Source organism: Agreia sp. Leaf210, from assembly GCF_001421485.1.
Taxonomy (GTDB): Bacteria; Actinomycetota; Actinomycetes; order Actinomycetales; family Microbacteriaceae; genus Agreia.
In genome coordinates this window covers 225,624-237,965 of sequence record NZ_LMKK01000004.1, presented here as the reverse complement: position 1 = coordinate 237,965, position 12,342 = coordinate 225,624, and the positions used below count along the sequence as shown (strand labels likewise).

Below are 12,342 nucleotides of genomic sequence, written 5' to 3'. Positions count from 1 at the left end.
AATGTCGTGCGAAAACCCCTGAAGATCACGCTGCTGACGATCGGTGCCCTCCTGGCCATTCCGATCGTGACCCTCGCCACGACCTCGATCGTCAACGTCGTCGCAACGAAGTCCGACCTCGCTGCCATCGCCCCGTACGGCACTCTCGTTCCCGTCGAGGGGAAGCAGCTGAACGTGCTCGACAGCGGTGGCGGCGGCGAGGCGATCGTGTTGTTGCCCGGCCTGGGAACGGCGGCGCCCGGCCTCGACTTCGAACCCCTGATCGATCAGTTGGAGGGGTCGTACCGGGTCATCGCGGTCGAGCCGTTCGGCACCGGACTCAGCGACCAGACCGACAGCCCGCGCACATCCCAGAACATCGCGCACGAGGTCCACGAGGCCCTGCAGTACCTCGGGATCGATCGCTACGTGTTGATGGGGCACTCGATCGCCGGCATCTACGCCCTCAGCTATGCCGCCGACTACGCCGACGAGCTCATCGCGTTCGTCGGCGTCGACAGCAGCGTTCCGAATCAGCCCGGCTGGGACGAACCAATTGCCACCGACGGACTCGTCGCGCTACGAGACCTTGGCGTCATCCGGGCACTGTCGTGGATCTCGGGCGATGCCGATCACGCGCCCTTCGACGACCGTACCGCCGAGCAGATGCGCCTGCTCACGACGCGCAACTCGACCTCGCCGACGATGATCGACGAGATGGCCCATTCGAGTTCGAACTTCGGCGCGGCTCGCGAGCTCGCCTTTCCGCCCACCCTTCCGGTGCTGCTCTTCGTCGTGAAGAACGATGCCGAGCTCGACGGCTGGCGGGAACTGCACGACGAGCAGGCAGCCACCGTCGACCACGGCCAGGTCGTCGCTCTCGACGGGCAGCATTACCTGCATCACAGCCAGTCGCCCGCGATCGCCGACGACACCGCCGCGTTCCTCGAAGCCCTGCCAGCGCGCTGATCCGCCGCGCCCAGCCGTGAACTCGGCGCCTCGACGAGCGCTCCGTCGACCAGGTGCAGGACCTCGTGCATGCGCGGAAGGTGCACGAGGTCGTGGGTGACGAGCAGGGTAGACGTGTCGAGCTCGGCGGTGAGGCGGAGGATCAGCTTGATGATGCTTGCGCCCCTCTCTTGATCGAGCGCGCTCGTCGGCTCGTCGACCAGAAGAACGCTGGGCTCGTTCATGAGCGCTCGAGCGATGTTGACCCGCTGCCGCTGCCCGCCCGAGAGTTGGTGTGGTCTCTTGTGTCGCTGGTCGGCCAGGCCGACGGCCTCGAGAAGCATCGCTGCGCGATCGGATGCGACGGCTCGGCCTCGCCGCCCGGCTCGACCACCTCGCGCACCCAGTTCGTTCATGACCATCAGCTGCTCCTGGGCCGTGAGCGAGGGAATGAGGTTGGACTGTTGGAAGACGATGCCGATCTTCTCGCGGCGCAGCTCGGTCGCCTCCGTCGCGTTCAGCGTGCCGGCGTCGACCCCGTCGATGAGCACCTCGCCCGAGTCGGGGCGAATGAGCGTGGCGGCGACGGCGAGCAGGCTCGACTTGCCAGAGCCGCTCGGCCCGGTGATGCCGGTGACGGTTGCCGGATGCGCCGCGAGCGACACTCGATTGATTGCGGTGATGCGGGCGTCGCCGTCGGCGAAGGTCAGGGTGATGTCGTTCAGGCGGATCATCGGGTGCTCCCAAGGGCGGTGAGGGGGTCGGCGGAGGTGACGGAACGCAGCGCGAAGGCTGCTCCGGCGAGCCCGAGAGCGATCATGATGACGCCGGGCAGGAGGGTGGTGACGGGGCTGAGCAGAAACGGCAGTGCCGAGCCGGCGAGCAGCCCGAGTGCGGTGACGACGGCGAGGCCGACCCCGATGCCGGCGACCAGAACGACGAGCGCCTGGCCCAACGCATCCGTTCGCAGAGACCGAGTGCTGGCGCCGAGGGCCTTGAGCACGGCGATGTCGCCCTTGCGCTGCATCGTCCAGACCGTGAAGAACGCGCCGATGACCAGACCGGAGATGCCGAAGAGCATAGCGACCATCAGCAGCAGGGAGCCGATCTCCGAGCGAAAGGCGCTGAGCGCGGTCAGCGAACCGAGGACGCTCGTCGAGACGGTCGCGGTGGCCGTGTCGGCGGCGCTCCAGTCGGGGGTGCCGGATACGGCCAGCACGGTCGCATAGCTGTCGGCGCTGCCGGTGGCCGCCGCGTAGGCCTGCCAGTCGGCGAGCGTCATCTCGACGACCGGAGTGTGGCTGTACCAGGCATCTCCGGCGACCCTGTCGACGACGTAGCGCGTGGCTCCGATCGTCACGGAATCCCCCACCTTCACCCCGAGAGCCTGCGCCGCCGGTGCGGCGAGACTCACATGCCCGCGCTGCGTGGGGGCGGTGGAGGTGAAGCCGGGCTGCACTCCGAAGACGGCGACGGCTGTTCGAGTGCCGCCCGCCTCGGCGCGGGTCTGCGTGATGCCGATCGGCTGGGCGGAGGTGACCCCCGCCGTGGCTGCCCACGTGGCCTGCTGTTTCTCGGTGACGGTGGAGTCGGAGTAGCTCGCGGCCTCGCCGCTCGGGCTCGAGAAGACGATGCGGTCGCCGGGTAGCTGCAGGATGGCCGAGATGTTCTGGGTGGCCAGGCCGCCGGTGAGGCCGCTGAGAAAGCCGACGAGAATCGTGATGAGGGCGACGACCGAGCCGATCAGAACGAATCGTCCTCGGGCGAAGCGCAGGTCGCGGAGTGCGACGAACATAAGACGTCCTTTCGTGTCACCGGGGTGGTGACCCTCCTCACTTTTCCGCCCAGACCGGCCCGAGGCATCCGTCGCCCGCACGGTGTGGTCTGGCCGATCTATCGGCCTCGCAGTCGTACTTTCGAAGGATGACGCGGTTGGGGCGGCGCGTAGAGTTCGATTCATGGCTCATTCCGCGCTCACCCCCGTCTTCGTGGGGCTGCGCACCGGGCTGCACGTTCTCTTCGCGGCGCTCGCGGTGCTGGTGATCGTTCGCGCCGTGGTCGTGCCGAGCGAACGCGCCGGAGTCGTGATCGGCCTCGCGATTCTGCTCCTCGTCACCTATGCGCTCGGGGGAGTAGTGGCGCGGGCTCGTGGCCGCCGTCGCATCGCGGGTTCTCTGTGGCTGGCCGCGATCACGCTCGAGTGGATCGCCCTGCTGTGGCTCACGCCCGAGGCCGCGTACTTGGTCTTTCCGCTGTTCTTTCTCTATCTGCACCTGCTCGGCCGGTGGTGGGGGTCGGTGGCGATCGTGGCCGCGACCGTCGTCGCGATCTGCGCCCTGGGCATCCATGGCGGCTGGACGGTCGGCGGCGTCGTCGGCCCGCTCGTGGGCGCCGGAGTCGCTCTACTCATCGGCCTCGGCTACCAGGCGCTCGCCCGCGAGGCGCAACAGCGCGAGGCGCTGATGCAGGAGCTGGTGGCGACCCAGGGTCAGCTCGCCGCGACCGAGCACGAATCGGGTGTGCTCGCGGAGCGCGCCCGACTGGCCCGCGAGATCCATGACACGCTCGCCCAGGGCCTGTCGAGCATCCAGATGCTGTTGCACGCGGCCGAGCGCGCCGACCCCGAACGGCCGGGTGTGGAGCACATCCGGCTCGCGCGCGAGACGGCGGCCGACAATCTGGCCGAGGCCCGGCGCTTCATTCGTGAGCTCACGCCGCCCGATCTCGACGACAACGGGCTCGGCGGTGCGCTTCGTCGGCTGGCCGTGGGGCAGTGGCAGGCGCAGGGTCTCGCCGTCACGGTGCGGGTCTCCGATTCGATCGAACTTCCCATGCAGCTGCAGACCGCGCTGCTGCGCATCGCCCAGGGTGCCGTGGCCAATGTCATTCAGCACGCGCACGCCGCGGCCGCGGTGATCACGCTCGAGTCCGATGGCGTCGGCCTGCGCTTCACCATCGTCGACGACGGCGCCGGGTTCGATCTTCAAGCGGCGGATGCTCGGGGCGGCCGGTCGGATTCGTTCGGCCTGACGGCGGCGAGGGAGAGAGTCGACCAGCTCGGAGGCGTGTTGTCGGTGGAGTCGTCGCCCGGTCGAGGAACGACCCTGCGCGTGGAACTCGCCCTCGAGAGCATCGCGTGATCAGACTCGTCGTCGCCGACGACCACCCCATCGTTCGCGCCGGGCTGGCCGCGCTGTTCGGCCTCGAGGCCGACATCGAGGTCGTCGCAGAGGCCTCCACCCCCGACGAGGCGGTGGCGGCGACGGTGCACGAGAATCCCGACGTCGTGCTCATGGATCTGCAGTTCGGAGCCCGATCGCAGGCGACGGGCGCAGATGCGACCAGGCGCATCCGGGCTCTTGACGCGGCGCCCTACGTTCTGGTGCTCACGAATTACGACTCGGATGCCGACATCCTGGGCGCGGTCGAGGCCGGGGCGAGCGGGTACCTGCTGAAAGACGCCCCGCCGCACGAGCTCATCGCGGCAGTGCGGGCGGCAGCGGCTGGAGAGAGCGCCCTCGCGCCCGTGATCGCGTCGCGACTGCTGAGCCGCATGCGGGCGCCGCAGGCGAGTCTGAGCTCTCGCGAGATCGAGGTGCTCGAGCTGGTGGCGGCCGGCCGTTCCAACACCGAGGTCGCCGGCGATCTGTTCGTGAGCGAGACGACGGTGAAGTCGCACCTGGCGCACATCTTCACGAAGCTCGGGGTGAGCTCGCGCACCGCGGCCGTGTCTGCAGCCCGCACCCGCGGCATCCTGCGGTAGGTCTGGTGGTCGGGCGTTCCCTCGGTCGGGCGGGCGTTCGGGCGGAGATTCAGGGCATCCGACGCTCATACGAGCACGGACCCCTCGAATCTCCGCCCGAACGAACGAGAGCCGCATGGGACGAGGCGTCTCATCGCTCGTTTGCCCCGAGAAAGTGACCGGGCAGACTTGAGGCAGGGCGATCGAGGGAGAGAACGCGATGCGAGTGTTGCGAAAGCATCCGACGGTGGTGCTGGCCGTCGCCTGCGTCGTTCTGCTCGTGGGAATCGTCGCGACGGGCCTCGCCCTCTCGTCGTCGGCGAACTCGCTGACCGTCGACGATGTCACGACCCAGGTGACCGACGGCATGGACGAGTTGCAGGCGCAGCTTCCGCCGGACTCGATCGTGTCGGCCGCGGACACCATCCGCACCGAGCCGTGCCCAGACGGCGGGGAGGGAACGCTCGTCGCCGTCGAGAGATCGATCGTGACGGCAGAGGGCTTCGATCTGACCGGGTGGGTGCGCGAGCTGTCGGCCAGCTACGCGGCCAAGGAGGGGTGGAGCGCGACCATGAAGTCCGAGCAGGGGCCGGCGCCGATTCTCACCCTGGCCAGCCGATCGCTGATGATCTTCACTCTCAGGCCTTCGGCCGCCTCCGCCACGGACCCTGCCCCGAAACTGACGATCGAGGCGACCTCCCGATGCTCGACCGTCGACTGATTTACATACAGATGACGACGATGCTCTGGAAAGGGTGACGACATGAAGAGATCGACGGTGCTTGCCGTAGCGGTGGTGGCGCTCTCGCTGGCGGCGGGCCTCTCGGGATGCGCACCGGTAGGTGGGCTCGACGTCTTCGACCGCGAGCAGGTCGCGAGTGACGAGCTCCCCGCCAACGGAACGGAGAACGTGGTCGCCGCCGTGGAGCAGGAGTCGACGCGACTGCTCTGGCAGAAGGGCGACACGACGTTCTACGCGGCGAAAGGCACTGGCGACTCCGAAGACAGCACATGCCTGATGATCTTCGAGGGCGACGTCGGTGCCAGCGGATGCTCGACCGGCCTGCCCCTGATGGTTCGTTTCAACGGTATGCCGAACTACATGCTCAGCGATACGCCTGTCGCAGGCGACGACTGGACGAAGGTCGCCGATTACCTGTTCGTCGAGAGCGACCGGGCAGAGAACGACTGATCCGCGCGAGCGAACCGTTGCTGCCGCGCACCGCGTCTTCTATCGTGACTGCATGACCAGCACGCGTGTTCTCGCCCCCGAGCAGCCCAACGACGGATCGAAGCTCAAGGGCCCTGCGTCGTACTTCGCGAGTATCGAGAGCACCTACGGCAAGCCGATTCAGGAGTGGCTCGACCTCGTCGTCGTCGAACTCGCCGACCATCCCCACATGCGGGTGGTGTCGACGCTCAAGTCGGAGCACGGCCTTGGCCACGGCCACGCCAATGCGATCGTCGCCTATGTGAAGGCCGCGTTGGCGAAGCAGTGACCCGGCGCGCGACGCATAGAGTGACTCAGCTGTTCAGCGCGGCTGTGGGCGGCGTGCGCGCCGCGCGCACGGCCGGGTAGAGTCCGGCGACCGCCCCGACGATCAGAGTGGACGCTACTCCCGCGGCCATGACGAGCGGCGGCACGACGGGTGGCCACCCGCTGGTGAGCGCGACTCCGAACGTGACCAGGTAGCCGATCCCCGCGCCCGCGACTCCGCCCATCGCCGAGAGCACGAGGGCCTCGGTGAGGAACTGCAGTCTGATGTGCCGACGGGTCGCCCCGAGCGCACGCCGCAGCCCTATCTCGCGCCGCCGTTCGATGACGGAGATGACCATGGTGTTGGCCACTCCGATGGCCCCGACGAGCAGTGCGATCGATCCGAGCCCCACCAGCATGCCGGTGAACGTCTCGTCGACGGCGCTGATCGCGGCCAGCGCGTCAGACGGGCGCGATACGGCCACGCTCGCCGGGGCATCCGGCTGTATCGCCGGGCCTATGAGACCGCGGACCCGGTCGATCGACGTGTCGTCGACGCGTTGATAGAGCTTCGTGGGGTTGCCCGCGAAGGCGTGATCGGTGGTCGCGAAGGGAACACCGACGAGCGCGGCGATGTCGAGTTCGGGTGCGAGAGCAACGGGGTCGAGGATCCCGACGACGAGGGTGTTTCGACCGCCGAGCCACACCAGGGTGCCGGGCTCGGAGACACCGAGACGCTCTGCGGCGGTGGAGCCGAGCACGGTCGTGGGAAAGACGGCAGCAGTGTGATCGAGCCACGCGCCGGCACGAACCGTGCCCGCGACCGTGTCGAGGAGAGGCAGATCTGCCGCGGTCACCGTCAGCCCGGCGGTACGCTCGGGGTCGCTGTACGAGCTGCGATACACGTGCACGTCGGCGAGGTCGGCGACAAAGGCGGTCTCCTCGATTCCGGGCAGACGATCCAGTCGATCGGTCGCGTTGACCGGCAGCGGGATCGGGTCACCTGTCGAGGGCGGGGTGGCCGTTGCGCTCAGCAGGTTGGTGCCGAGGGCGGCGAGGCGGTCGTTCAGACGCGCCTGGCTCGAGGCGGAGATCCCGAGCACGGCGACCATGGCGGCCACGCCGATCGCGATTCCCAGAGCCGAGAGGATGGCGCGGGCCGGCTTGGCCCTGAGGCCCGCCGACCCGAGAGACACGAGATCGGATGCCCGCAGGCGCGAGGGACTCACAGCGATGCGTTTCTGGGTTGCACGCTCGACGTACAGGGTGCTCATGCGGCTGCTCCAAACAGGGAATCGGACACGACGGCGCCGTCGCTGATGGACACGCGCCGGGGCAGGCGGGCCGCCAGTGCGGTGTCGTGGGTGATGACGACGATGCTGGTTCCTGCCGAGTGGAGGGAGTGCAGCAGCTCGACGACGCTCTCACCCGAGCGTGAGTCGAGGTTTCCGGTGGGCTCGTCGGCGAGCAGCAGCGGAGGTCGACCGGCGACCGCTCGAGCGATGGCCACTCGCTGTCTCTCGCCGCCCGACAGCTGATGCGGCTGGTGGGAGAGCCGGTGGTCGAGGCCGACCCGTTCGAGCGCCTCGTGCGCTCGGCGTCGGCGGTCGCGCCTCGGAGTGCCGGTGTAGAGCAGGCCGTCGGCGACATTCTCCAACGCGGTCACGCCGTCGCGCAGGTGGAACTGCTGGAACACGAAACCGATGTGTCGTGATCGCAGCGCCGAGAGCTCTGAGTCGGAAAGGTTGCTCGTGTCGACGCCGTCGATCGAGACGGAGCCCGAGCTGGGCCGGTCGAGGGTTCCGATCACGTTGAGCAGCGTCGACTTGCCCGATCCGCTCGCGCCCACGATGGCGACGAACTCGCCGGTATCGATGGTGAGGTTCACCCCGGCGAGCGCGAGCACCGGCGGCGAGCCGTAACTGCGCACGACATCGGTGAGGCGTATGAGGGGCCTCATCGGGCCGGAACCACGACGGTGAGACCGTCGACGACGCCGTCGCCCGAGATCTCGACCTTGCCCGACGCGAACGTTCCGACGGTGACGGCGAGCAGCCGACGTTCGTCGTCTGCCGACGTGCGCGGCAGCTCGAGGGCGAACTCCGACTCGCTGGTGGGAACGAGTGCGTCGACCGGAACCATGAGCACGTCGTTCTTGGCGGTGCTGGCGAAACTGACGGTCACGGCGGCCAGCGCGAGCCCCGCGAGTGCGGCCTGGTCGGCGACCGAGATGCGCACCGGCACAACGATGCTCGAGCCCGTGCCATCGGCATCCGGTTTGCTCGCGGGAGCCGCGATCGACTCGACGACACCCTCGGTGGTGCCGCCCGTGGGCAGTGTCACCGTGACGGTCGCGCCGACGGAGGCGAGGGCGCGATCGGCCGACTTGACGGTCACGTCGACGACCTGCTGAAGGCTCGTGGCCTGAAAGAGCGGCGACCCGGCGGCGACCTGCGAGCCGAGGCGGCTGTCGAGAGAGTCGACCCGGAGTTCCCGATCGGAGACCAGGATCGAGGCCCGCTCCACGGCTCCTGTCTGCTCGACCCCCATGAACTTCTGCCAGGCGCGGATGGCGGCAGCGGTGCTCCAGGTGAACCGCGCGTCGGGCTCGCCGGTGAAGAAGCCGAAGGCGATCAGATTCTGCTCCAGCTGCCGCACGTCCTCGCCATCGGTCATTCCGGTCGCGAAGTCCCGCCAGGCGGGCGTTGTTCCTGAGAGCATGATCACCGGTCGGGTGTCGACGCGGTACGCCGCCGACCCGGCGACGATCGTGCCGCCGGCCGGGGGCAGTTCGGTGACCACGCCGGCGAGCCCTGAGACGACCGGTTGCTTCGCCGCGTACTGCACGGTGCCCGACACCTTCGTCTCGGTGATGATGCTGCCCGTGCTGACCTGCGCGGTCGAGAACTGCGCGGGTGTCGCGGACGTCGACTCGGAGGCGGGCGCCCAGACGAGGTAGCCCGCGGCCAGGCCTGCGACCGCCACGGCGACGATGATCACGATCACGATGCCGCGTCTGCGACGGCGAGGTGCGATGGTCTGCTCGTTCACAGGGCGGGGTCCGTGCAGGCGGCGATATCCTCGTCGGTGGCGTTCTCGGGGATGACGAACACCTGCCCGAGCTGGGGGTCGACGACGTCGAAGCCGCGCTCGCGGAAGCAGTTCGCCCAGGCGAGGTGCATGGTGAGAACCTCGGCATCGCTCAGCGGGGATTCGTATACGGGCGGGTCGCCGAGCTCTTTCATGCAGATCGATGCGGCCGCGTTGAACTCCTCGCCGCTCTCCTGGATTCCCTTGCCTGGTTCGGGATCCTTGACGTCGAGACCCTTGCCTCGCATGCACTCGGCGAGCTTCAGATCGTAGGCATCGCGGGCGGCGCTGAATTCTGCGTCACTAGACACGGCCTTTCCACCGGACGTACCTGCTGCGTCATCGGCCGAGGATGCGCATCCGGCGAATGAGAGAACGATGGCAGCGCCGGCCATCAGCGCCGCGGCGGAACGGACGAGGCGAGGGGAGAGGATGTTCATGATGGTGCCCTTCTGGTGTGGGGCGCGATTGTGAACGCCCGTGAACACCAGCAAAGCGACGTCGGCGTTGCGTCACCGTAAGGCGATTTCGATACGTTTCTCATATGCCGTGACGGGCATGACGTGCGAGGCGAGAGTCAGGGCGACGGGAAGGTCACGCGGACGCGTAGCCCTCCGTCATCGAGGGCAGTCAGGTCGAGCCTGGCCGAGTGGAGCTCGGCGATCGAGGCGACGATGGCGAGCCCGAGCCCCGATCCGACGTGACCACCAGCCTGGCGGACTCGCCCCGTGCCCCGTACGAACGGCTCGGCGTAGGTGACGAGCGCAGCCGTCTCGAGGCGCGCGCCGGTATTGCTCACCTCGAGAACGCTGTCGCCGTTCGAGTCCTGTGCCGCCGAGACATGAACCGTTCCGGCGGCGTGATTGTGCACGATCGCGTTCTGAACGAGGTTCGCAACGAGCCGCTGCAGCAGAGATCGATCCCCCCGCACGGTGGTCGCGCCGGTCTGTGCCATCAGCTGCACGTGCGCGTGCGCAGCCGTCTCAGCGAATTCGCCGACCGTCTGGGTCACAAGTTCACCGAGATCGAACGGCACCAATCGGCCCTCGTGATTCTCTGCGGCGGCGAGTGCGAGGAGCGCGTCGGTGAGCACGATCGAACGCTCGTTCATCTCGTCGATGCGCTCGAGAAGGCGGTCGACGTCGCGGCCCTCGGGGTCGGCGCGTGCGACCTCGAGCATCGTTCGGATCACCGCGTGCGGGGTGCGAAGCTCGTGAGACGCATTGGCCGCGAAGCGGCGCTGCTCGTCGACCGAGCTCTGAACCCGATCGAGCATCTCGTCGAAGGTGTCAGCCAACGCCGCCAATTCGTTCTGGCGGCCCGGCATCCGGATGCGCACGTCGAGCGCGCCGTCACGAACCAGCCGGGCGGCCTCGGTGATGCGGGTGAGCGGCTTGAGCATACGACCGGCCACGAGCCAGCCGCCGCCGAGGCCGAGCACGGCCAGCACGAGGATCGCCACCAGGGCGTAGCGAACGAACACCTTCAGAAGGTCTGATCTAGCGGGAGCGAAGCCCCCGTTGTCGGCCAGGATGAGGTCGTTGTCGGGCACGAAGCGCAGCAGCAGGAACCCCACCACGAAGATGGCGATACCCACGACCACGATGAAGGCGGCGTAGCTCAGCGTCAGCTGCATCCGCACCGACAGACCGCGCGGCCTGGCTCGCTCACTCATCGTTCGCCGCCTCGCCCGCCCGGTAGCCGGTGCCGGGAACGGTCTGGATCACCCAGGGCTGGCCGAGGCGTTTGCGCAGCTCGGAGATGGTGATGCGCACGGCGTTCGTGAACGGATCAGCATTCTCGTCCCAGGCCCGTTCGAGCAGCTGCTCCGCGCTGACGACGCCTCCCCTCGCCGACAGCAGCACCTGCAGCACGGCGAACTGCTTGCGGGTCAGGGCCACATAGCGGCCGCCGCGATAGACCTCGCGGCGGAACGGGTCGAGCCGCACATCGGCGTACTCGATCATCGGAGGACTCGCCGCGTCGGGACGACGCTCCAGGGCGCGCAGCCGCAGAACCAACTCACGCAGCGCGAACGGCTTGGTCAGGTAGTCGTCGGCGCCGCTCTCGAACCCCGACTCCTTGTCGTCGAGGCGGCCAGCCGCAGTGAGCATCAGGATGCGCGGGCTCGGCGAGCGGCTCGACAGCGTGCGCGCGATCTCGTCGCCGTTGGGCCCGGGAATGTCTCGGTCGAGCACGACGACGTCGTAGTCGTTGATATCGAGCAGCTCGAGAGCCGTGTCTCCGTCACCCGCGATATCGGACGCGATCGCCTCGAGGCGGAGCCCGTCGCGCACGGCCTCCGCAAGAAAGAGCTCGTCCTCGACGATCAGTACCCGCATGCGCCCCACCGTAGTTCACGGCACGTATCGGCAGCGTATGTAAAAGAGGCTACGTCGTCGCAACACCGCCAGGCGTGGGATGGAGGCATGCCCCACAACACCTCACCGCTCGTCATCCGCCGCGTCGGGCGGTCACCTCGTTATCGGCGCAACCGTGCGGGCGGCCTCAGAACGGGAACGATGATCGGTGTGCTGGTCGTCGCGGTGTCATTCGCCGTCGCCATCGCGCTCGGGGTGTCGTGGATCGCATCCGACTCGCCCACGGTCGGGGCGGGCGCGGCGCCAGCCTCGGGCTCCGGCGTCGAGTCATCGGTCTTCGGTGCCGACGACGGCGTGATCCCCGACGCCGAACCGGCCGGAGTCGATTCCGACCTGCCGGCCATCGCGCGACTCGACCCCGCGCTGCTCGACGCGCTGCGCCAGGCGAGCGATGCGGCATCCGTCGACGGCCAGCCCATCGAGGTCACGAGCGGATGGCGGAGCGTGGCGTATCAGGAGGAGCTGTTCGCCGAAGCCGTGGTGACGTACGGCAGTGAGGAGGCGGCGCGGGAGTTCGTATCGTCGCCGACCCAGTCGAAGCACGTTACGGGGGAGGCTGTCGACATCGGCCCCCTCGATGCGCAGCTGTGGCTCATGGAGCACGGATACGAATACGGGCTCTGCCAGACCTACGCCAACGAGCGCTGGCACTTCGAACTCGCCACGACGCCGGGCGGCCAGTGTCCCGACATGCGCATGGACGCAGCCGGGGACTGGTCGTGACG

Annotated in this window: 15 protein-coding genes; 7 read left to right on the top strand and 8 right to left on the bottom strand. The window is 68.3% G+C overall.

Annotated elements, in window-relative coordinates:
• Positions 1–6: 6 nt before the first annotated feature.
• Complete coding sequence (locus ASE64_RS15815; RefSeq protein ID WP_055782743.1) at positions 7–948, top strand: alpha/beta fold hydrolase; 942 nt, start codon at positions 7–9, stop codon at positions 946–948.
• Here ASE64_RS15815 and ASE64_RS15810 read toward each other — a convergent pair.
• Both ASE64_RS15810 and ASE64_RS15805 read right to left on the bottom strand, forming a co-directional pair.
• Entirely contained in the window at positions 882–1,661 is a 780-nt protein-coding gene (locus ASE64_RS15810) for an ABC transporter ATP-binding protein (RefSeq protein WP_082466428.1), read from the bottom strand. The two genes, ASE64_RS15815 and ASE64_RS15810, sit on opposite strands and share 67 nt — an antisense overlap.
• Positions 1,658–2,722: an ABC transporter permease gene (locus ASE64_RS15805; RefSeq protein WP_055782741.1), complete on the bottom strand. Its 1,065-nt coding sequence runs from the start codon at positions 2,720–2,722 to the stop codon at positions 1,658–1,660. The genes ASE64_RS15810 and ASE64_RS15805 overlap by 4 nt, the downstream gene beginning before the upstream one ends.
• 163 nt (positions 2,723–2,885) lie before the next feature.
• Here ASE64_RS15805 and ASE64_RS15800 point away from each other — a divergent pair, with 163 nt between their 5' ends.
• The 5 genes from ASE64_RS15800 to ASE64_RS15780 all read left to right on the top strand — a co-directional run bounded on the left by ASE64_RS15800 (position 2,886) and on the right by ASE64_RS15780 (position 6,168).
• Positions 2,886–4,067, top strand: coding sequence for a sensor histidine kinase (locus tag ASE64_RS15800; protein WP_055782738.1), 1,182 nt, complete (start codon positions 2,886–2,888; stop codon positions 4,065–4,067).
• Entirely contained in the window at positions 4,064–4,690 is a 627-nt protein-coding gene (locus tag ASE64_RS15795) for a response regulator transcription factor (protein WP_055782736.1), read from the top strand. Before ASE64_RS15800 ends, ASE64_RS15795 begins: the two co-directional genes overlap by 4 nt.
• A gap of 199 nt (positions 4,691–4,889) precedes the next feature.
• Positions 4,890–5,390, top strand: coding sequence for a hypothetical protein (locus ASE64_RS15790; protein ID WP_055782733.1), 501 nt, complete (start codon positions 4,890–4,892; stop codon positions 5,388–5,390).
• A 42-nt stretch (positions 5,391–5,432) separates the two neighbouring features.
• On the top strand, positions 5,433–5,861 hold the full coding sequence (locus tag ASE64_RS15785) for a hypothetical protein (protein WP_055782730.1): 429 nt from the start codon (positions 5,433–5,435) through the stop codon (positions 5,859–5,861).
• A gap of 52 nt (positions 5,862–5,913) precedes the next feature.
• Positions 5,914–6,168: a DUF4287 domain-containing protein gene (locus tag ASE64_RS15780; RefSeq protein WP_055782725.1), complete on the top strand. Its 255-nt coding sequence runs from the start codon at positions 5,914–5,916 to the stop codon at positions 6,166–6,168.
• Positions 6,169–6,193: 25 nt separating this feature from the next.
• Here ASE64_RS15780 and ASE64_RS15775 read toward each other — a convergent pair whose 3' ends face one another.
• The 6 genes from ASE64_RS15775 to ASE64_RS15750 form a co-directional block, all read right to left on the bottom strand.
• Positions 6,194–7,420, bottom strand: coding sequence for an ABC transporter permease (locus ASE64_RS15775; RefSeq protein ID WP_055782722.1), 1,227 nt, complete (start codon positions 7,418–7,420; stop codon positions 6,194–6,196).
• On the bottom strand, positions 7,417–8,106 hold the full coding sequence (locus ASE64_RS15770; protein ID WP_055782720.1) for an ABC transporter ATP-binding protein: 690 nt from the start codon (positions 8,104–8,106) through the stop codon (positions 7,417–7,419). The genes ASE64_RS15775 and ASE64_RS15770 overlap by 4 nt, the downstream gene beginning before the upstream one ends.
• Positions 8,103–9,197 (bottom strand): peptidoglycan-binding protein, encoded by a 1,095-nt coding sequence (locus tag ASE64_RS15765; protein WP_055782717.1) that lies wholly within the window; start codon positions 9,195–9,197, stop codon positions 8,103–8,105. The genes ASE64_RS15770 and ASE64_RS15765 overlap by 4 nt, the downstream gene beginning before the upstream one ends.
• Entirely contained in the window at positions 9,194–9,676 is a 483-nt protein-coding gene (locus ASE64_RS15760; RefSeq protein WP_156352010.1) for a hypothetical protein, read from the bottom strand. The genes ASE64_RS15765 and ASE64_RS15760 overlap by 4 nt, the downstream gene beginning before the upstream one ends.
• 137 nt (positions 9,677–9,813) lie before the next feature.
• Positions 9,814–10,911, bottom strand: a complete 1,098-nt coding sequence (locus ASE64_RS15755) for a sensor histidine kinase (RefSeq protein WP_055782711.1) — start codon at positions 10,909–10,911, stop codon at positions 9,814–9,816.
• Positions 10,904–11,578, bottom strand: a complete 675-nt coding sequence (locus ASE64_RS15750; protein ID WP_055782710.1) for a response regulator transcription factor — start codon at positions 11,576–11,578, stop codon at positions 10,904–10,906. Before ASE64_RS15750 ends, ASE64_RS15755 begins: the two co-directional genes overlap by 8 nt.
• 87 nt (positions 11,579–11,665) lie before the next feature.
• Here ASE64_RS15750 and ASE64_RS15745 point away from each other — a divergent pair, with 87 nt between their 5' ends.
• Positions 11,666–12,340: a M15 family metallopeptidase gene (locus ASE64_RS15745; protein ID WP_055782707.1), complete on the top strand. Its 675-nt coding sequence runs from the start codon at positions 11,666–11,668 to the stop codon at positions 12,338–12,340.
• Positions 12,341–12,342 lie beyond the last annotated feature (2 nt).

What these genes read in the sequence shown, in the direction of transcription:
- ASE64_RS15770 (WP_055782720.1), bottom strand. Translation starts at nt 8,106, where the DNA reads ATGAGGCCCCTCATACGCCTCACCGATGTCGTGCGCAGTTACGGCTCG.
- ASE64_RS15760 (WP_156352010.1), bottom strand. Translation starts at nt 9,676, where the DNA reads ATGAACATCCTCTCCCCTCGCCTCGTCCGTTCCGCCGCGGCGCTGATG.
- ASE64_RS15755 (WP_055782711.1), bottom strand. Translation starts at nt 10,911, where the DNA reads ATGAGTGAGCGAGCCAGGCCGCGCGGTCTGTCGGTGCGGATGCAGCTG.
- ASE64_RS15780 (WP_055782725.1), top strand. Translation starts at nt 5,914, where the DNA reads ATGACCAGCACGCGTGTTCTCGCCCCCGAGCAGCCCAACGACGGATCG.
- ASE64_RS15785 (WP_055782730.1), top strand. Translation starts at nt 5,433, where the DNA reads ATGAAGAGATCGACGGTGCTTGCCGTAGCGGTGGTGGCGCTCTCGCTG.
- ASE64_RS15790 (WP_055782733.1), top strand. Translation starts at nt 4,890, where the DNA reads ATGCGAGTGTTGCGAAAGCATCCGACGGTGGTGCTGGCCGTCGCCTGC.
- ASE64_RS15805 (WP_055782741.1), bottom strand. Translation starts at nt 2,722, where the DNA reads ATGTTCGTCGCACTCCGCGACCTGCGCTTCGCCCGAGGACGATTCGTT.
- ASE64_RS15745 (WP_055782707.1), top strand. Translation starts at nt 11,666, where the DNA reads ATGCCCCACAACACCTCACCGCTCGTCATCCGCCGCGTCGGGCGGTCA.
- ASE64_RS15810 (WP_082466428.1), bottom strand. Translation starts at nt 1,661, where the DNA reads ATGATCCGCCTGAACGACATCACCCTGACCTTCGCCGACGGCGACGCC.
- ASE64_RS15800 (WP_055782738.1), top strand. Translation starts at nt 2,886, where the DNA reads ATGGCTCATTCCGCGCTCACCCCCGTCTTCGTGGGGCTGCGCACCGGG.
- ASE64_RS15750 (WP_055782710.1), bottom strand. Translation starts at nt 11,578, where the DNA reads ATGCGGGTACTGATCGTCGAGGACGAGCTCTTTCTTGCGGAGGCCGTG.
- ASE64_RS15775 (WP_055782722.1), bottom strand. Translation starts at nt 7,420, where the DNA reads ATGAGCACCCTGTACGTCGAGCGTGCAACCCAGAAACGCATCGCTGTG.